Origin of the sequence: Anabaena sp. FACHB-1237 (genome assembly GCF_014696225.1) — a bacterium.
Classification (GTDB): Bacteria; Cyanobacteriota; Cyanobacteriia; order Cyanobacteriales; family Nostocaceae; genus FACHB-1237.
Genome location: NZ_JACJPV010000004.1, coordinates 38,747 through 58,513, shown reverse-complemented (window position 1 = coordinate 58,513; position 19,767 = coordinate 38,747). Strand labels below are relative to the sequence as shown.

The 19,767-nt window shown below is 33.6% G+C and carries 15 protein-coding genes; 9 read left to right on the top strand and 6 right to left on the bottom strand.

From position 1 onward, the window contains the following. Window positions 1-46: 46 nt before the first annotated feature. From H6F32_RS02985 to H6F32_RS02970, 4 genes are all read left to right on the top strand, one after another. The gene (locus tag H6F32_RS02985) at window positions 47-1,072 is read left to right on the top strand and encodes an ABC transporter permease (RefSeq protein WP_190367857.1); all 1,026 of its coding nucleotides are present in this window, start codon (window positions 47-49) and stop codon (window positions 1,070-1,072) included. Window positions 1,073-1,190: 118 nt separating this feature from the next. Beyond that, complete coding sequence (locus H6F32_RS02980) at window positions 1,191-2,555, top strand: NAD-dependent succinate-semialdehyde dehydrogenase (RefSeq protein ID WP_190367856.1); 1,365 nt, start codon at window positions 1,191-1,193, stop codon at window positions 2,553-2,555. A gap of 214 nt (window positions 2,556-2,769) precedes the next feature. Beyond that, window positions 2,770-4,413, top strand: coding sequence for an acetolactate synthase large subunit (locus tag H6F32_RS02975; protein ID WP_190367855.1), 1,644 nt, complete (start codon window positions 2,770-2,772; stop codon window positions 4,411-4,413). Between the two features lie 635 nt (window positions 4,414-5,048). After that, the gene (locus H6F32_RS02970) at window positions 5,049-7,151 is read left to right on the top strand and encodes a pentapeptide repeat-containing protein (RefSeq protein ID WP_190367854.1); all 2,103 of its coding nucleotides are present in this window, start codon (window positions 5,049-5,051) and stop codon (window positions 7,149-7,151) included. A gap of 162 nt (window positions 7,152-7,313) precedes the next feature. On the opposite strand, the gene H6F32_RS02965 is transcribed toward H6F32_RS02970, so the two are convergent. After that, the gene (locus H6F32_RS02965) at window positions 7,314-9,386 is read right to left on the bottom strand and encodes a serine/threonine-protein kinase (protein ID WP_190367853.1); all 2,073 of its coding nucleotides are present in this window, start codon (window positions 9,384-9,386) and stop codon (window positions 7,314-7,316) included. A gap of 329 nt (window positions 9,387-9,715) precedes the next feature. Here H6F32_RS02965 and H6F32_RS02960 point away from each other — a divergent pair, with 329 nt between their 5' ends. The 4 genes from H6F32_RS02960 (at window position 9,716) to H6F32_RS02945 (ending at window position 14,671) form a co-directional block, all read left to right on the top strand. Next, window positions 9,716-10,180, top strand: coding sequence for a hypothetical protein (locus tag H6F32_RS02960; RefSeq protein ID WP_190367852.1), 465 nt, complete (start codon window positions 9,716-9,718; stop codon window positions 10,178-10,180). 57 nt (window positions 10,181-10,237) lie between these two features. Next, window positions 10,238-12,118 (top strand): ABC transporter ATP-binding protein, encoded by a 1,881-nt coding sequence (locus tag H6F32_RS02955; protein WP_190367851.1) that lies wholly within the window; start codon window positions 10,238-10,240, stop codon window positions 12,116-12,118. Between the two features lie 689 nt (window positions 12,119-12,807). After that, window positions 12,808-14,046, top strand: coding sequence for a sulfite exporter TauE/SafE family protein (locus H6F32_RS02950; protein ID WP_190367974.1), 1,239 nt, complete (start codon window positions 12,808-12,810; stop codon window positions 14,044-14,046). Beyond that, complete coding sequence (locus H6F32_RS02945; protein WP_190367850.1) at window positions 14,021-14,671, top strand: hypothetical protein; 651 nt, start codon at window positions 14,021-14,023, stop codon at window positions 14,669-14,671. Before H6F32_RS02950 ends, H6F32_RS02945 begins: the two co-directional genes overlap by 26 nt. A 399-nt stretch (window positions 14,672-15,070) precedes the next feature. Here the strand turns inward: H6F32_RS02945 and H6F32_RS20840 are convergent, their stop codons facing one another. The 5 genes from H6F32_RS20840 to H6F32_RS02925 form a co-directional block, all read right to left on the bottom strand. Continuing rightward, window positions 15,071-15,202, bottom strand: a complete 132-nt coding sequence (locus tag H6F32_RS20840; RefSeq protein WP_277875028.1) for a hypothetical protein — start codon at window positions 15,200-15,202, stop codon at window positions 15,071-15,073. 34 nt (window positions 15,203-15,236) lie between these two features. Beyond that, window positions 15,237-15,695, bottom strand: coding sequence for a DUF29 domain-containing protein (locus H6F32_RS02940; RefSeq protein WP_190367849.1), 459 nt, complete (start codon window positions 15,693-15,695; stop codon window positions 15,237-15,239). 368 nt (window positions 15,696-16,063) lie between these two features. After that, a complete protein-coding gene (gene galE, locus H6F32_RS02935; RefSeq protein ID WP_190367848.1) occupies window positions 16,064-17,062 on the bottom strand; it encodes a UDP-glucose 4-epimerase GalE in 999 nt (332 codons plus the stop codon). 127 nt (window positions 17,063-17,189) lie between these two features. After that, on the bottom strand, window positions 17,190-17,639 hold the full coding sequence (locus H6F32_RS02930) for a DUF2214 family protein (protein WP_190367847.1): 450 nt from the start codon (window positions 17,637-17,639) through the stop codon (window positions 17,190-17,192). A 227-nt stretch (window positions 17,640-17,866) separates the two neighbouring features. Continuing rightward, window positions 17,867-18,745 carry a tRNA (5-methylaminomethyl-2-thiouridine)(34)-methyltransferase MnmD gene (locus H6F32_RS02925; protein ID WP_190367846.1) on the bottom strand — a complete coding sequence of 293 codons (879 nt, stop codon included), beginning with the start codon at window positions 18,743-18,745 and terminating at the stop codon, window positions 17,867-17,869. A 102-nt stretch (window positions 18,746-18,847) separates the two neighbouring features. Between H6F32_RS02925 and H6F32_RS02920 the strand changes: the two genes are divergently transcribed. Further along, window positions 18,848-19,678, top strand: coding sequence for a sulfurtransferase (locus tag H6F32_RS02920; protein WP_190367845.1), 831 nt, complete (start codon window positions 18,848-18,850; stop codon window positions 19,676-19,678). Window positions 19,679-19,767 lie beyond the last annotated feature (89 nt).

Genomic DNA, 19,767 nt, shown 5'->3' with positions numbered 1-19,767 from the left:
GACTGATAGCTAATGACTGATTACTAATTACTGATTACTAATAAATATGTCCCGATCTAAAGCCTTACAATATTACATTGTTTCTCGTTTATTACTTGCACCTTTGCAATTATTAACCATTATTACCATCGTTTTTCTATTATTAAGGGCGACACCTGGAGATCCTGCTGATGCAATTTTAGGAGGACGTGCGCCGGAAAGTGCTAAGGAAGAATTACGTAAACAACTAGGTTTAAATTTACCTATTTGGTTACAATATTTTCTGTATTTAGGACGATTATTAAGTTTAGATTTAGGAACTTCTTTAACTAGTCGCGGCCAAAAAGTTGGGGAAATTATTGGCCAATATTTTCCTGCTACAGTAGAATTAGCTATGGGTAGTATGTTAGTATCTTTAGTTGTGGGAATTTTAGTAGGTACAATTTCCGCTTCTCGTCCAGGTACACCTTTAGATTTAGGTGGGCGTTTATTTGGAATTATTACTTATGCTTTACCCATGTTTTGGGCTGGTATGTTATTACAATTAGTCTTCTCTGTACAATTACGTTGGTTTCCTAATTCTAATCGTTTTCCTCCTAATTTACCTATTCCTAAAAATATCACTGGTTTATATACCATTGATAGTTTATTAAATGGTAATTTACAGCAATTTTTGACAGCTTTACATCATTTAGCTTTACCGAGTTTAACTTTAGGGATTTTGTTAAGTGGTATTTTTGAAAGGATCGTCAGAGTGAATTTAAAACAAACATTAAAGGCTGACTATGTAGAAGCCGCTAGGGCGCGTGGTATTTCTGAAAATAAGATTTTAGTATCTCATGCTTTAAAGAATGCCTTAATACCTGTAATTACGGTGTTAGGATTAACATTTGCATCGTTATTAGGAGGGGCTATTTTAACCGAAGTGACTTTTTCGTGGCCAGGTTTAGCAAATAGGTTATATCAAGCGATCGCTGATCGAGATTATCCTACAGTACAAGGTATTTTAGTATTTTTTGGTGCAATTGTAGTTACTGCTAGTATTTTAATTGATATTCTTAATGCTTATGTAGATCCCAGAATTAGATATTGATGGAGATATTATTTAATTTAGTAGTTGCACTTTAGCCCATAAGGTGGTAAAGCACAATTACTAGTAGAAAACGGCGTAAATAAACCAACCACTCTAAATTATCACAGGAGTTAAAATAATGGCTATTGCTAGTATTAATCCTAGTACGGGAATAACAATTAAAACTTTTACGCCTTTAAATGATACGGAAATTAAGGATAAGTTAAATCTAGGAGAAAGGGCCTTTTTAGATTATAGTCAGACTAGTTTTGTAAAGCGATCGCAATTGTTAGAAAATACTGCTAAGATTCTAGAAACCGAAAAAATAGAATTAGCAAAATTAATGACACTAGAAATGGGTAAACCATTAAAATCAGCGATCGCTGAAATCGAAAAATGTGCTGTAGTTTGTCGTTATTATAGTGAAAATTCCGCCAATTTCCTGGCAGATGTTCACATTCCTACTGATGCTAATTCTAGTTTTATCAAATATCAACCATTAGGAATAATTCTGGCGGTAATGCCTTGGAATTTTCCCTTTTGGCAAGTATTTCGCTTTGCAGCACCAGCATTAATGGCCGGAAACGTGGGATTATTAAAACACGCTTCTAATGTTCCACAATGTGCCTTAGCCATAGAAAATATCATGCAAAAAGCTGGTTTTCCTGATGGTGTTTTTCAAACCTTATTAATAAGTGCTAGTCAAGTAGCTAATGTAATTAATGATGATCGAGTAAAAGCTGCTACATTAACAGGAAGTGAAAATGCGGGAATATCATTAGCCATTGCAGCTAGTAAAAACATCAAAAAAACCGTTTTAGAATTAGGAGGAAGTGATCCATTTATAGTATTAGCAAGTGCTGATTTAGAATTAGCAGTAAACACTGCTGTTACCGCGAGAATGTTAAATAATGGACAGTCTTGTATAGCGGCCAAAAGGTTTATTATTCAGGAGCAAATAGCAGATGAATTTGAAAAAATGCTGTTAGAAAAATTCCAGAAAATAAAAATAGGAGATCCTTTAGAATTAGACACAGAACTAGGACCACTAGCTACAGTAGATATATTACAAGAATTAGATCAACAAGTAAAAACAGCCGCTAATAGTGGAGGTAAAATAATCACGGGAGGAAAACCATTAGAAATACCAGGGAACTTTTATCAACCAACAATTATCAAAGATATTCCGACGGATCAACCCATAGCCAAAGAAGAATTTTTTGGACCAGTGGCCTTATTATTTAGAGTAAAAAATGTGGATCAAGCTATTAAACTAGCTAATGATACACCCTTTGGACTAGGTGCCAGTGGTTGGACAAATAACGAACAAGAAAAACAACGATTAATTAATGAAATAGAAGCTGGTGCAGTATTTATTAATGGCATGGTAAAATCAGATCCCCGTTTACCATTTGGAGGTATTAAACGTTCGGGTTACGGTAGAGAATTAAGCATTCAAGGAATACATGAATTTGTGAACATTAAAACAGTTTGGATGAGGTAAAAATCATATCCCACCAGGGAATGAATTCCCTGTGTCATAGCAAAAGTCATCTTTAGATGACTGAAAATAACCGGAAAAACTTTTTGAATTACTTAGTAAACTTTAGTGGACTTGAGCTATTAGCTAGGAACTTCAGTTCTAGGCGGGTGTAAAAGCCAACAAATAAGCTATCTGTAAATTAATCACCAATTGCCAATTATCAATCACCAAAATTATGAACACTGCCGAATTATTAGTAAAATGTTTAGAAAACGAGGGAGTGGAATATGTATTTGGACTTCCTGGAGAAGAAAACTTGCACGTTTTAGAAGCCTTAAAGAAATCATCAATTAAATTTATTACCACTCGCCATGAACAAGGTGCAGCATTCATGGCTGATGTCTATGGAAGACTCACAGGAAAAGCCGGAGTTTGTCTTTCTACCTTAGGACCTGGGGCAACAAATTTAATGACGGGAGTAGCAGATGCTAACTTAGATGGTGCGCCATTGGTAGCTATTACCGGACAAGTAGGAACAGATAGAATGCACATTGAATCCCATCAATATTTAGATTTAGTGGCTATGTTTGCCCCAGTTACTAAGTGGAATAAACAAATAGTTAGACCTAGTATTACACCAGAATTAGTGAGAAAAGCCTTTAAGCGATCGCAAGCGGAAAAACCCGGTGCGGTTCACATAGACTTACCAGAAAATATTGCGGCCATGGCTGTAGAAGGTAGACCATTACAAAAAGATAACATTCAAAAAACCTATGCTTCTTTTGCTAGTATTCGCGCTGCTGCTGCCCTAATTTCCCAAGCAATAAATCCGATAATATTAGTAGGAAATGGGGCAATTCGCGCCCATGCTAGTGATGCAGTAACTCAATTTGCTACGCAATTAAATATTCCCGTTGTGAACACTTTCATGGGTAAAGGAGTCATTCCCTACACTCATCCTTTAGCATTATGGTCTGTAGGTTTACAACAAAGAGATTTTATCACTTGTGGTTTTGATAACACGGATTTAGTTATTGCCATTGGATATGATTTAATTGAATTTTCCCCGAAAAAATGGAATCCTGAAGGCAATATTCCCATTGTTCACATAGCAGCAAACCCAGCCGAAATAGATAGTAGTTATATTGCCAAAGTAGAAGTCATTGGTGATATTTCTGATTCTGTGAATGAGATTTTAAAAGTGGCAGATAGACAGGGAAAAGCTAACCCCTATGCTATTAGTTTAAGGGCAAATATTCGCGCAGATTATGAAGATTACGCCCATGATGATGGTTTTCCCATTAAACCACAAAAACTAATTTATGATTTGCGACAAGTGATGCGACCAGATGATATAGTAATTTCTGATGTTGGCGCACATAAAATGTGGATGGCTAGACATTATCATTGTTATAGTCCGAATACCTGCTTAATTTCTAATGGTTTTGCGGCTATGGGAATAGCTATTCCTGGTGCTTTAGCTGCTAAATTAGTATATCCAGATCGTAAAGTTGTGGCTGTTACAGGAGATGGAGGTTTTATGATGAATTGTCAAGAATTAGAAACAGCTTTGCGTGTGGGAACACCTTATGTAACATTAATTTTTAATGATGGTGGTTATGGTTTAATTGAGTGGAAACAGGAAAATCAGTTTGGAGTAGGAAATTCATCTTTTGTGCATTTTGGTAATCCTGATTTCGTCAAATTAGCGGAAAGTATGGGATTAAAAGGTTATCGTGTGGAAGCTACAAGTGATTTGATTCCTATGTTAAAAGATGCGTTAAATCAAAATGTTCCTGCTATTATAGATTGTCGGGTAGATTATCGAGAAAATAGGAGATTTAGTCAAAAAGCAGGAGAATTAAGTTGTAATATTTAAGGGTTTTTTGTTACAGCACATTCCATCTACATGAGGTACACTTGTAACACAGCAAGATGCCTGTGTTACAAGGGTTTTTTGTTACAGCACATTCCATCTACATGAGGTACACTAGGAACAGGCAAGATGCCTGTGTTACAAGGGTTTTTTTGTTACAGCACATTCCATCTACATGAGGTACACTAGGAACAGGCAAGATGCCTGTGTTACAAGGGTTTTTTGTTACAGCACATTCCATCTACATGAGGTACACTAGGAACAGGCAAGATGCCTGTGTTACAAGGGTTTTATCATTAATATCTGTACCTCATAATAATGGAAACTGAGGTTGTATTGTATACTAATTCTCAGAAAGTTAACGGAGGTAGGATGCCAGAAAGGCATAATTTATATCCAAAAATTAAGAGAAAATTAAGTGATAATACCATGTGACACCCCAGGGTGCGGAATGTGGGCATTATATCGGGAAGTGCTGTAAGTACCTGAGCAAAATTAACTTAACATTTTTATTACCAAGAGAAATCTCTGTATTCCCTATCTGTTCCCTGTTTTATATCCCAAATATAAAATTTATTTTGTTTTATTTTGCGCGACTGGTTACAATTTCATGAATGATATTATACACCATACAAGCTATGACATCCCAATCACCACAAAATAATATTTCTACTGATAGTAATAACGAAAACCAAACATCAGCTTCTAATTCTCCAGTGGAACTTACCCTTACAGAGGTTAATGAAAGTTTTAATTATATTAAATCCATTCATAACCATATAAAACGAGAATATGAAATAATAAAAGAAGCAAAACGTTTAGATATTCCTCCAGACAGTTATCGGAGATTGTTAGAAGCCTATATTGCATCTAATGAAACCTCATTATTTAATTCTACACTGCTCAAGCCAGTAAAATTCATGGATCGCTGTTTAGGAGATTTTGTCCAATGGTGTGAAAATATTTCTCTATATAAATTAACAGTAGTTTTAGGTCAAGGCACATTGTTATTAGCAATGGGTTCTTATTTTATAGACGGACCACAGAGAAAAGAACAAGCATTAAACGATGCCAAAAAACTAATTTTAGATAGTAGTTCACTCGAATTTAATAGTCAAAGAATTGATGCTTTTGAATTTTTAAACAAAAATTGTACAACCTTAGTTGGTATTGAAGCACCAAAAGCCTATATGCCAAATTTACAGTTAAATAAATGTTATGAATTGAAAATAGATTGGCAAACATTTTTCCAGAAACCAAGATTATTTCATTACCAAGGTGCAGAAATCAGGTATGCTAATTTAGCAGGTGCAAATTTACAAGGTGCTAACCTCAAAAATGCCAATTTAGCAGGTGCAAATTTACAAGGTGCTAACCTCAAAAATGCCAATTTAGCAGGTGCAAATTTACAAGGCGCTAACCTCAAAAACGCCAATTTATCAGGTGCAAATTTACAAGGTGCTAACCTCAAAATTGCTAATCTGCAATATGCACTCATGAATCGGGCTAATTTTAAAAATACTGATTTCTCAGAAGCTAATTTATTTGGTAGTAATTTAACCTGGGCTGATCTTAGCAAGAGTCAATTATATAAAGTCAATCTTTCCCGTACTTTAATGAGTCGGGTTAATTTACAAGGGGCTGATTTATATGGTGCAAATTTAGAATATAGTTCTTTAACCTATGCAGATTTAAGAAGAGAAACAAATTTACGTCAAGCAAAACTTAAAGGAACAAATCTGTATAATGCTTACTTTTCCTCCATATCGCAACTACAAAGAGGTTTGAATTGGCAACAAGCATTAATAGATAAAAACTGGCAACAAAAAATTACTCAACAGCAGAAAGTACCTAAAATTGGTGTTATTTTATCGCCATCAGATACTATTTTTCAATCTTATTTAGAAGGGATCAAATCTGTAAAAGGAGTGGAAGTAATTACTATATCCTCTGGTCCAACTGTAGCAGAAGAAGCGCAAACTGTTGATAAGTTTATCAATGCAGGAGTAGATGCTATTATTTTTAGACCTGAAGATCCAGATGATTCAGTAGCAGCAATTAAAAAGGCTTTTGATCAGGGTATTATTATTATTAATATTGGTGATTGCATTGATGAATTAGTTAGCAATACTGGTGTTTTTGGTTGCTATGAAGGTGATTCTATCAAGATGGGAAGTGATGCAACTCTAGTAATGCTTGATTATATGAAACATAACTATCCTAATAAGCCTATCAATATTGGTATGGTGGATGGTACAAGAATAGGTAGAGTCTATCCTTATTATCGAGGATTCAAGGAGACTATGGAAAATTCTGGAGTAGAATGGCATGAAATAGCCTCTACAGATGCTATTGATCAAATAGATATTAGTAAGATTAAGGAAATGCTGACTAATTACCCACAAATTAATGTAATTTGGTCTGGTTCTGATAGTACCACAAGCGCAGCAGTAACAGCCGTTCAAGAATTAGGATTAGGCCGTAAAGTTAAAGTGTTTGGAATTATGGATTTAACTGCACAAAAGGCTAAAATGTTGGCAGATCCTAACAATCCTTTACAATCAATTATTGATCAATCACCAAAAATAGCTGGTAAAAAAGCAGCAGAAAGGGTTTTAGAAGTTTTCTGCAGAGAAAATATAGGATATCAGTATTATTTGATTCCACATCGTTTGTTAAATAATTCTGATCATAAACTAGGAACAGATGATGAGAAACCAAGTGTAACAGGTGATAGGTGACAGTTTTAATTGGTAGGGTGGGTAATTGATAATTTTCAATGATCAATTGTCAATTACAGCACATTCCATCTACATGAGGTACACTATGAACATAGCAAGATACCTGTGTTACAAGGGTTTTATCATTAACATCTGTACCTCATCATAACGGAAACTGCTGTATCAGTTATTAACTTGTGAATATTGAGAAATTTGCCAAATTTTAATTAAGTGATCTTCACTACCACTAATTAATAACTTACCATCGCTGGTAAATACTAGAGAAGTAATAGTATGATTATGTGCGGGAAAACTGAGAATTTGTTTACCAGTGGTAACTTCCCATAGTTTAATTGTGCGTTCCCGTCCACCACTGGCTAATATTTTACCGTCAGGACTAAAAGCGATGGTATTAATATTATTTTCTGCTTTAATTGTTAAAATTTGTTTTCTAGTGGTAACTTCCCATAATTTAATTGTGCGATCGCGGCTAACACCAGCTAATATTTTACCATCAGGACTAAAAGCCACATTTATAAATGTTTGGGTACTAGTAGCTAAAGTTTGGCTAATATCTTGCTTGATCTCTTGAGTGGTATTTTGTTGATCAATATGCCATAATTTCAGAGTTTTATCAAAACTAGCACTAGCTAAAATTGTACCATGAATATCTACCGAACGTATCCAATCATTATGACCTGATAAAGTGCTGATTAATTTACCTGTAATTAAATTCCAAACTTTAATAGTTTGATCATCACTAGCACTAACTAAAGTTTTTCCATCAGCACTAATAGCTAAACCATGTACAGCATCAGTATGACCATTTAAAGTATAAACTAATTTATTATTAGTTAAATTCCAAACTTTAATAGTTTGATCATCACTAGCACTAACTAAAGTTTCCCCATCATCAGAAATTACTACCTTATTTACATTTTGCAAATGTCCTGATAAACTAGTAATTTTTCTACCTGTCATCACATCCCATAATTTGATATTATTGATATTACCATTGACATCTTCACCACTAACAATCATTTTATTATCTGGACTAATAGCTAAAGATAAAACTTTGTTTTGATCACTAGAAATAGTGTTTAATAAAAATAGGTTTTTATCTAAAATTTGAGCAGATTGATTAGCAGCAACTTTTTGATTATTAGACTTTTTTAATAAAGAAATAACATCTATTGGTAATTTGCGAAATTCTCGATAACTAAATTCTCCCACAGCAAAAAATGTAATCACACCAAACATAATAAATAAATTGAGTAACCACAAATATTGATGTGGTGATTTTTGGGGAATTTTTGCAGGTATAGGGATAATTTCATTAGTGGAACTGGGAAGAAGATGAGTATGTTTTTTCATAAAAACCTTGAGAACTTCATCCGCAGCTTGATAACGGTGCTGGATCTCTTTTTGTAACAACTTATCCATGACTTCTGTTAATTCTGGACTCAAAATAAATGGTAAATAATCTTGCCAGTTATTCACCCAACTATAACCATATTCTAACCATAATTGAAACGGAGAAACTCCTGTTAATAAATGAAAACAAGTTGCACCTAAACTGAATAGATCACTAGCTGGATAAGCCTTGCCATCTCTAATTTGTTCAATAGGGGAATAACCATGAGAACCAATAGAAGTACCATGTTTTCGCTGCACTTTAGCACTAAATTGTTTAGCTGAACCAAAATCAATTAAAGTTAGTCTACCATCAGCTTTTCTTCTAATAATATTTTCTGGTTTAATGTCTCTGTGAATTACTCCACGTTGATGAATAAATTTAATGACTGGTAATAAATCTATTAAGATAGATTGAATATCCCAATCTCGATAAATTTTCCGAGAATTTAACTCAGTCAACAAATTATATCCATCAATAAATTGTTGAACTAAATATAAACAATTATCTTGTTCAAAATAAGCTAATAAAGTGGGAATTTGTGGATGTTCTCCTAATTCTTGCAATCGTTTAGCTTCTTCAGAAAATAACTGAATTGCTTTCCGATGTGACCAAGTACCATTAAATTTTGGGGCTAATTGTTTAATAACGCATAACTCATTTAATTTATCAGTATCTTCAGATAGATAAGTTCTACCAAAACCTCCTTCGTCAGAAAGTAAATGGATCACGCGAAAGCGATTTCTCAATAATTGCACTAAAGGGGTATGGCAACTTTGACAAATCTGGTTATGATTGGGATTTTCTGGTTTTTTGCAGTCAGGATTTAAACAGCAGATCATAATTTATAAGTTGCATCTGCATGATTTATAAAATGTAGAATCTGGCTAAGATTATTCATATATTCTGTTATCATTTACTATTTTCCTTGACATTAGTGCGATTGAATGCAAAGATTTAGTAAATAAATTACAGTTTATTGTAAGGAGTTATTCAGGATATTGATTTATATGACAGTTTGGCGACTGGTGATATATTAAACAAACACATACCTGACTTGTTGAAGCAGTAAAAAATATAAGTATGTTGTACTGTGCAGGAACAAGTATAAGTAAAACTTGTCAATTGTTGTTATTTATAAATTAATCACAATGAGTTAAAATGAAAGAATATGAATAAAACATTAGATGAAAATCTATCTCAAGAAATTGCCAAAACTATTAAAAGTAAAGCCAAAAAACCTTTTGATAATGCTTATAAAGCTGTTTTAATTACGGAAAATGCCAAGTATGTGCAAGGGTTTTTAGTATTTGTGGGTAGGCCATATAAACCGATGGAACATAGTTGGATAGAAGTTGATGATGTGATTATTGATCCCACGATACCACATTTACATAAAAATCCGCAAAATCTTTGGTATTTTCCAGCGCAAATTTTGACAGTTAAGAAATTAAAAGCGTTGATTGAAGAAGCAAAAGAAGATTATCCTGAAGATGATCCCTTACCGATTTATGGATCAGCACCTTATGAATATTATGGTGATGTAATGTTGGGAGGTGAAGAATATTTAACAGCTTATCAAGCAGCAGAAGCTAAATGTCGAGAAGTTAATGGTTTAAATTCTGAAACCAATTAAATAAACTTTATTTCCTAACTTTAACTAACTTTATTTAACATCAAAAGCACAGTGTTTATGAGCATCTATCCAGGGAAAAATGAATCTAATAAAAAAGGCCGTTCTCGTAATAATGACTGGTGGTTATTTTTACGGTTAGTACCTTATGCACGACGGAGAATTGGATTATTAGGGGTATCTATGTTATTACTAATTCCTATAGCGATCGCTGGTTCTGTAAAACCAATGTTAATAGGACAAGTAATATCTGTAATTCGCCAGGAACCAGGGACATATTTCTTCTTAAAAAATCTTAGTTTATGGCAAGGCTTAAATATTCTTTTGGGATTATTAATATTCTCAATTACTATTCGTTTAGTATTAACGAGTATCCAAGGTTATTTAGTGCAAAAATTAGGGCAAAAAATTACTGCTGATATTCGGCAGGACTTATTTGTTCATATCACATCCTTAGCTGTGAGATTTTTTGATCGCACCTCTGTGGGTAAACTAATTACTAGATTAACAGGTGATGTAGAAAGTTTAGGAGATGTGTTTTCCACTGGGGCAGTTGGTATTGTTTCTGATTTAGTTTCGATGTTAATTATCATTGGTTTAATGTTTTTAATTCAATGGCAATTAGCTAGTTTGTTAATCTTGATATTGATTCCCATTACTTGGTTAATTGTGTATTTTCAGAAAAAATTTCGATATGCTAATTATAAAACTAGAGAAGAACTTTCTCGACTTAATTCCCAATTGCAAGAAAATATTGTCGGTATTAATGTAGTGCAATTATTCCGCAGAGAAAAATTTAATGCTGAATTATTTAGAAAAACTAATCAAAATTATATCAAAGAAGTTGATACTACAATTTGGTATGATTCGGCTGTTTCTGCTACCTTAGAATGGATTGCGTTAGTTGCGGTTGCAGGAGTTTTATGGATTGGAGGTTGGTTATTGTTAGGGCAATATATTACATTTGGTATCCTATCAACCTTTATTTTATATGCCCAACAATTATTTGAACCATTGCGAAATTTTGCAGAAAAATTTACTACTATTCAATCTGGTTTTACTGCGGTAGAAAGAGTGGTTGATATTTTAGATGAACCCATAGAAATTCGAGATTATCCTCAAACACAAACTTCAATTCTCAATAATGCTGCTAATTATCTTAATGACATAGTTCCTAAATTAGAATCTCAAGATTTTACTACTGTACCGGAATTAGGAGAAATTAGATTTGAAAATGTTTCCTTTGCATATCAAGATGATGATTATGTTTTGAAAAATTTAGATTTCATTATTCATCCAGGAGAAAAAATAGCTTTAGTCGGTCCCACAGGTGCAGGAAAAAGTTCTATTATTCGCCTTTTATGTCGACTTTATGATCCCACAGAAGGACGTATTTTAATTGATGGCATAGATATTAAACATATTCCTCAAGTAGAATTAAGACGGTACATGACGGTGATTTTACAAGAGGCGTTTTTGTTTGCTGGAGACGTAAAAAGTAATATTACTTTAGGTGATAGTTACACCTTTGCAGAAGTAGAACAAGCGGCAGAAAAAACCCATATTGCTGAATTTATTCAGCAACTTTCTCATGGTTATGATACTAAATTAAGAGAACGAGGTACAAATCTTTCTAGTGGACAAAAACAACTTTTAGCTTTTGCCCGTGCTGCTATTCGTAACCCGCAAATTTTGGTACTTGACGAGGCTACTGCAAGTTTGGATCTGGGAACGGAAGCTATGGTACAAGAGGCTTTAAATCGTCTTTTAGTACAGCGTACAGCCATTATTATTGCCCATAGATTATCAACAATTCGTAATGTAGATAGAATTTTTGTGTTGAAAAGAGGAGAATTAATTGAACAAGGTAGTCACGAGGAATTATTACAAAATGGTGGATTTTATGCCACTTTACACAGTTTACAAATGTTAGGAGCTTAGATAATATTTATTAAACTGCTTATTCATATTAAATAATGTTGAATAAACTTAACTTACGTTTAATTTTGGCATTTTGGCAGTTTTTTAAATAATGATATTGCTATTGTAGGAATGCGAATGTCTTTGTGCGATAATTCCGACTTGCAGAATCCCTCGGCCATTATAACCGGGGGTCTTTTTTTATTAATACAGTACATTCCATCTACATGAGGTATACTATGAACACAGCAAGATGCCTGTGTTACAAAGGTTTTATTATTAACATTTGTACCTCATAATAACGGAAACTGCTGTAAATAATTTACAATAGAAGATTATTGTGAATAAATTATGAAAATCATTAATTAAAATCAGGACTGACGCTACGCAACTAGTACATTAGTAGGGTTAGTCAAAGAGTATAAATCATGTCAATAAATTCTTGATATCTAACTGATGTAGGGTGTGGTTCGACAAGATCACCAATCACGTCAGACAGCATAAGTTATGTAAGTAAACAGATTGTTGATATCTGACGCACCCTACTAATGTACCAGTTGCGTAAGTCCTGTATTTTTTAAAGTTATTGAAAAGTTATTTTAAAATAATGTTTTATAACTTGTCTTTTGACAAAATTACCCCAGTAAAATAAACTCACATCACCAGATTATCATTGGTGAACCATTATACTATATCCATCATCCATGAACATACTTGACTTATCTCTGATCACACTATTAGGGTTTCTCGGTAGTTTTGGCCATTGTTTTGGGATGTGTGGACCTTTAACCGTTGCATTTTCCCTTTCCCAGCAGCAAGAAAATTCTATCTGGCAAAAACAATTACAAACACAATTAAAATTTCATATACTACTTAATTTAGGACGTATATTAAGCTATAGTTTGGTGGGTACTATTATTGGCGTAGTAGGCTCAGTATTAGTGGAAGGTGGACAAATTGCAGGTGTAGGTAGTGATTTTCGTCGTGTCATTGCAATTGTTACAGGAATAATGTTAATTTGGTTCGGTATAGTACAAATTAAACCAAATTTATTACCTGCTATTCCCCTATTACATCCTATTTTAAAAAGTAATTTACATGATCGTCTTAGTAAAAGCATGATTGCATTATCTATTAATAAACAATGGTGGATACCAATACTTTTAGGTATGACCTGGGGTTTAATGCCTTGTGGTTTTTTATACGTTGCTCAAATTAAAGCTGCTGCTACAGGTAATATATGGGATGGAACAATAACTATGTTAGCTTTTGGAATTGGTACTTTACCCAGTATGTTAGGAGTAGGAGTTTCCACTGCTTTAATGAGTAAAGATAAACGTAGTCAGTTATTTAGCTTGGGTGGATGGGTAACATTAATTATTGGTGTAATTACTCTGTTGAGAACAGGTAATACCATGACAGATTATACAGGACATATAGCTTTAATTTGTTTAATACTCTCTTTAATTGCCCGTCCTCTCAACTATTTTTTTCCTGCGCTTTTACGTTATCGTCGTGGTTTAGGAGTAGGATCATTTATATTGGCAATTGTACATAGTATTCATAGTATTGAACATTCTTTACAATGGAATTTAGCCGCTATTTCCTTTTTTCCTGTAGAATTTCAATTAGGAATAATGGCAGGATTGATAGCATTAATATTGATAACTCCTGCGGCTTGTACAAGTTTTGATTTTCTGCAAAAATCATTAGGTAATCTTTGGAGAAAAATCCATCTTCTGAGTTTACCAGCTTTACTTTTAACTGCTATTCATACAATTTTAATTGGTTCTCATTACCTGGGTGCTTTAAAATTAAATTGGACGAATAGGTTGGCATCTATTATTTTATTGATGATACTTTTCATGGTTTTATTATTACGTTCTCGCTTATTTTGGTTACAATTTAACTGGAAAAAATTTTATGTTCCTCCGCAAAAATCACGCTAAATTTACTACTCATATTGTATTAGTAATTTTGAGTTTTATCCTGACTACTAATAATGTGGTTGTAGGCCATACAATTAAAATTGATAAAAATGTTGGTGCCACTTTGCACATTGAACCTAATGATACTCCCACTGCTGGAGAAGTATCTCAAGTTTGGTTGGCTTTAACTCGGCAAGGTGGTAAAGTTATTCCTTTAGAAGATTGTAATTGTCAATTATCTATTTATAATGAACCTCATAATAATCAAAAAACACCATTATTACAACCAACTTTAAAACCTATTCAGGCTGAAAGATATGAGGGAATACCTGGGGCAGATGTTACTTTTCCTAAACCGGGGAATTATCTATTACAATTAACAGGTAAACCTATAAAATCAGGAGATTTTGAATATTTTAATTTGCATTTTTCGGTGACGGTGGCAACAGGAAAATCTGTGAACATAACTAATACAAAACCAAGTATCAATCCAAATATAAAAGCCAATACAAAACAATTATTAGATAATATAATTGAACCTCAAGAAAGTCCCAGTATTATTGGCTTATTATCCAGTTTATTGGTAGGAATTTTTATCATTTTAGGTATTGTTTTATTTATGATGCAAGCAGATAAAAGAGGGTAGTAATCAGTAAACTTAGATCCCCTTAGATCCCCGACTTCTTCAAGAAGTCGGGGATCTTAATATAATATTAATATTACTTAGGGTGTTTTTGATGCCATTACTAAGCGTGAGATACTATGTATTTAATACCTGAATATTGCGGTTGCCAATTTAAGATTTTTATGGCTTACAAAGGGGTAGATTTAGACATTTTAAATTTAGAGATCAAAAAGATATACCAGTTAGTAAGGTGAAATGTAAAGGTTGTGGTGGTTCTAGTAATCAAGTGGTACATTTTCTCGCTAATAAGCTGTTGTGCCTTTAACTTGAATAATTAATACAAGCAAGATGCTTGTGCTACTGTAACTTCAGGTTTTTTAATTATACAGTGAGTGCTGCACATTAGCTTAGACATTTACATCAAGCAAATTTATTCAGCGATCGCTCACGGGATATAGAATTAAATATATATGATGAATCAACATTAATGGTGGGTGTAACTCCCCAATATTTTCCTGATAAGTTTAAAACAATGGATAAAATATAAACCATTTTGGAATTTAATAAAAATGTTTGTAGTTAGTGATTATTCTTCCCAAAACTTTTTAGTTAACAAACTGTCTACATTCTGGGGAAAGGGACAAATATCAGAAAAGTAAACTTCAGGATAACTATCTCTGACATTTTCTAAGGCCATTTCATAGCTTTGAGATAGAATTTCCAAAACAAAATTTTTCAAACTTGGTGAGTCTTCTAATTCTATCATTAACCTTTGTCGAAAATTTCTAATTTCTATTTCCCAACCTCGATAACAGTCTGACATTGGTACATAACACCGTTTTAATAAATGTTCTAGTAACCGTATTAAAAAACTCCTTACTGCTTTACGTTGACTTTTACCCAAAGATTCTACCTCTTCAATTAAGTTCTCCCAATCTAAATTATCATGATCTCGCGCTTTTAACTTGTTAATTGTATCTTCTATCCAGAGGTAAAAATCCTGTTGGTAAAGATTTTCTCCTGATTTTATTGATGTTTTACTCATAAGTTGATATTGGTTATGTATATTGATTATGGGATTGTATTTTATAATTTAATATCACCTACTTCTTTAACCAGTAGGGAATTACGGACACGAACAAGCTGACTTTGTGGAAAGGATGTACATTTATAACTATAGGTTATGAGATCGCTACCCTCTCAAAGTATTTAGCTTTGGAGTTTTAGGAGACAATAACTCTAATTGGTGACTAACATTCTATAGTTATAGTCAGTGGGGATTTGAAACTAGCTGAGAATTTTCCACCGTCAAACTATTAGATTATAGCACAAGGAAAACCAACATCTATCAAGGAGTGATAGTGAATTTCAGATCCCGGACTTCTTTAAGAAGTCCGGGATGTTCACTTAATGTTACTTATGGCGTTTTTGATGCCATTGCCAAGCGTGAGATACTATCTCTTTAATACCTGAATATTGTGGTTGCCAATTCAACATTTTTATGGCTTTTTCGCTAGTACCAATTAACGCTGGAGGATCTCCAGGACGGCGATCGCATTCTTTAACATTTATTACTTTTCCTGTGACTTCTTCTGCAGCAGCAATCACTTCTTTGACTGAAAAACCATTACCATTTCCTAAATTAAATACTTCACTTTCTCCACCATTTAATAAATATTCTAATCCTAAAATATGGGCATCGGCTAAATCATTAACATGGATATAATCACGAATGCAAGTACCATCAGGAGTGGGATAATCTGTACCAAAAATAGAAATAAATTCCCGTTTTCCTAATGCTGTTTGTAAAATTAAAGGAATTAAATGAGTTTCAGGATCGTGATCTTCTCCTAATAATCCATCAGGGTTAGCACCAGCAGCATTAAAATAACGGAAACGGACAGATTTTAAGTTATAAGCTACATCAAAATCAGCTAATATCCTTTCTACCATTAGTTTGGTTGCGCCATAGGGATTAATGGGATTTTGGGGATGATCTTCGGTAATAGGAATAAATTGGGGTATGCCATAGGTTGCACAGGTAGAAGAAAACACAAATTTATTAATAGAAGCTGCTGTCATAGCTTCTAGTAATATTAATGTTCCTACGACGTTATTTTGATAATATTTAGCTGGGTTTGTGACAGATTCTCCTACATAAGCATAGGCGGAAAAGTGCATTACAGCGTCAACTTTGCGAGTTTGAAAAATATTATCTAATAAAGAGCGATCGCTAATATCTCCTACTATCAATTCTACTTGTAAAACCTGTTCTACTAAATCACGATGTCCATAAACTAAATTATCTAAAATTATCACTTCATACCCTGCCGATTTTAAAGCCAACACAGCATGAGAACCAATATAACCCGCACCTCCAGTTACTAAAATTGTCGGTTTTGTTATTGACATCTGTTTTTTTCCTTTATGGCTAATTAAAATTTAATTTACAATTATCTTACTCAAGATCCGCTAATTTAATCTATCAGCAGTCAGCAGTCAGTTTGCTGATTACTGATTACTGATTACTGATTACTGATTAAGGTGAATATCTGGCCATAGTCGCTGCTAACAAGGGAATTAAAACAAAACCAATAAGTTCACCCCTAATCAACCAAAGTAGACGATTTAATTTTACTTCTTCTAATTGCGGTGCTTGATTTTGTTGCAAATCTTTTATCCACTTAATAAAAGAGATAGTAGGATAAATAGATAACAAACCTACCACTAAAAATATACTTAACTTGATGTAGAAAAAAGGGTTATGTAAATAATAATCTGCACCTTTGCCAAAGTAAAGAACACGCAACACACCAGTAGCAAGAAGACTAACTACGGATATACCATAAACAACATCAGCAATGACTATTTTCCAAGCATCTTGTAAACTCAGTTCCATTTTTAAGATAAATGCTTCTAATGTCAGAGCAGTAAAGCTCAACATTAAACTGAGATAATGCAAATAGGCAACTATGATATTCACAGACATTTTCTTTGATTTGTAGTTTGTAGTTATTTTCCTGACATTCTACCATTAAACATCTCTAAAAATCAGGCTACAAGCCTAATCTGCTATCATAAAATCCGCGTTGCGGAACTCAGGTATGAAATTGACAAATTCAAAATTTGAAACTTTACGCTTAACGTAAGTGCTTTGCTTCGCTAATTGGCGAAATAAATGTAATAATCATACCATAATTTAGTAACGCATAAATACTAAATATACCAGCGTTTTCGCCATTGGGAAGTAGGTTCTAAATTAGAATTTAGTTGTTCTTGTTCTCTCCTATTTAATATTACTTGAGCACAATCACTTAAAGTAGGATCACGATAAGGAATAGCTGCACGAGTCAGCAAATGTTCTTGTTCAGCTTGTGAAAGTTTAGGTAAATCTAATAAACGTTGAGGATAAGCTGCTATTGTTCCTGGGGTACGTCTACCCACAGGTGGGGTAGAACCTATAACTAAACCAGCCTTAAATAATGCAGTACGTACAGATGCAGCACAGGAATAGGTAGCTAATAAACCGTTTGAATGTAAACACTGAGATACTTGAGTAATAAATTCTACCGTCCATAGTTGTGGACATTTAGGAGGTGAAAATGGATCGAAAAAAATAGCATCTGCGGAAAAGCCTAATTTATGAACTTGAGAAATGGAGGTTCTCGCATCACCAATTAGTAAATTTATTTGTAGATAATCAGTTTGAATATAATGGTAAAAAGCTATTTTATTTAAAATATCTTGATATTGCTTTTCCCACTGATGAAATATGTGATGATTAATGGCAGCTTGGGGAACTTGGGGATTAAGTTCTAAGGCCATAATCTCAATATGACAGTTGGGGTTTACCTGCCAAATAGTTTCTAAAGCGGCAGCGGTATTGTATCCTAAACCATAGCAAACATCTAATATTTTGACACTACCTTTTTTAGCTAAACTTGCTAGTTGTGTGGGTGCTGCAAACTTGAGAAAACTTTCCTGTTTCGCGCCATAATGACTATGAAAATACTCCCCAAATTCTGGAGAAATAAAGGTGAAAGAACCATCGGCAGTTGGTTGAGGTGTGAAATTAGGTGTAGAATTATTTAACATAAAATTAATTATTTGAAGTTGACATTTGTGGAAATAAACAGGTAATATTCTCCAGGATTAGATTTTGCTTTGTGTAGTTTTGTAATCAATGCTGAAATAATCATGAATAATCACAAATTTGTAGTTTCTCCTCAATGGTTATTTGCACATCTTGAAGATCCTGATGTTGTGATTGTTGATTGTCGTTTTTCTTTAGCGGATCCGCAATTAGGAAAACAACAATATCAAACTAGTCACATTCCAGGGGCTTACTATTTAGACTTAAATCAGGATTTATCAAGTCCAGTGCAAGAACATGGAGGTAGACATCCTTTACCTGATATTGATATTTTAACAGCAAAGTTAGCAGGAATTGGTGTTAATTTTTCAGAAACTTTAGTAGTAGCTTATGATGATTCTCGCTTTGCTTTTGCATCTAGGTTATGGTGGTTACTGCGTTATTTAGGTCATGAAAAAGTAGCTGTTTTAGATGGTGGTTTAAAAGGTTGGGAAAATGGCGGTTATCCCATGACAGAGATTACTCCTCTAAAAAAATCAGGAATATTATTAGGGAAATTTACAGCAAATTTACAACCACAATTGTTAGTAAATATTGAAGATGTAAAAGCGAGAAAAGATAGTCCTGATGTGGTTTTAGTAGATTCCAGAGAAAGCGATCGCTATCGAGGAGAACGTGAACCTATTGATAAAATAGCGGGGCATATTCCTGGCGCTGTTAACTATCCTTGGCAAGAATTAACAGATAATTCTGGTGTGTTAATACCCTTATCTGTACAATCTCAAAGATGGTCAAATATTAAATCAGCTAAAGAAATTTTAGTTTATTGTGGTTCAGGTGTTACTGCTTGTGTTAATTTACTGTCTTTAGAATTAGCAGGAATTAACACAGGTAAACTTTATGCAGGTAGTTGGAGTGATTGGATCAGCTATTAGTTATTAGCTAATATTACAGTAGTGCAAGCATCTTATACGTCTCTAATTATAACAGGACTTACGCAACTGGCACATTGGTAGGTTCGACA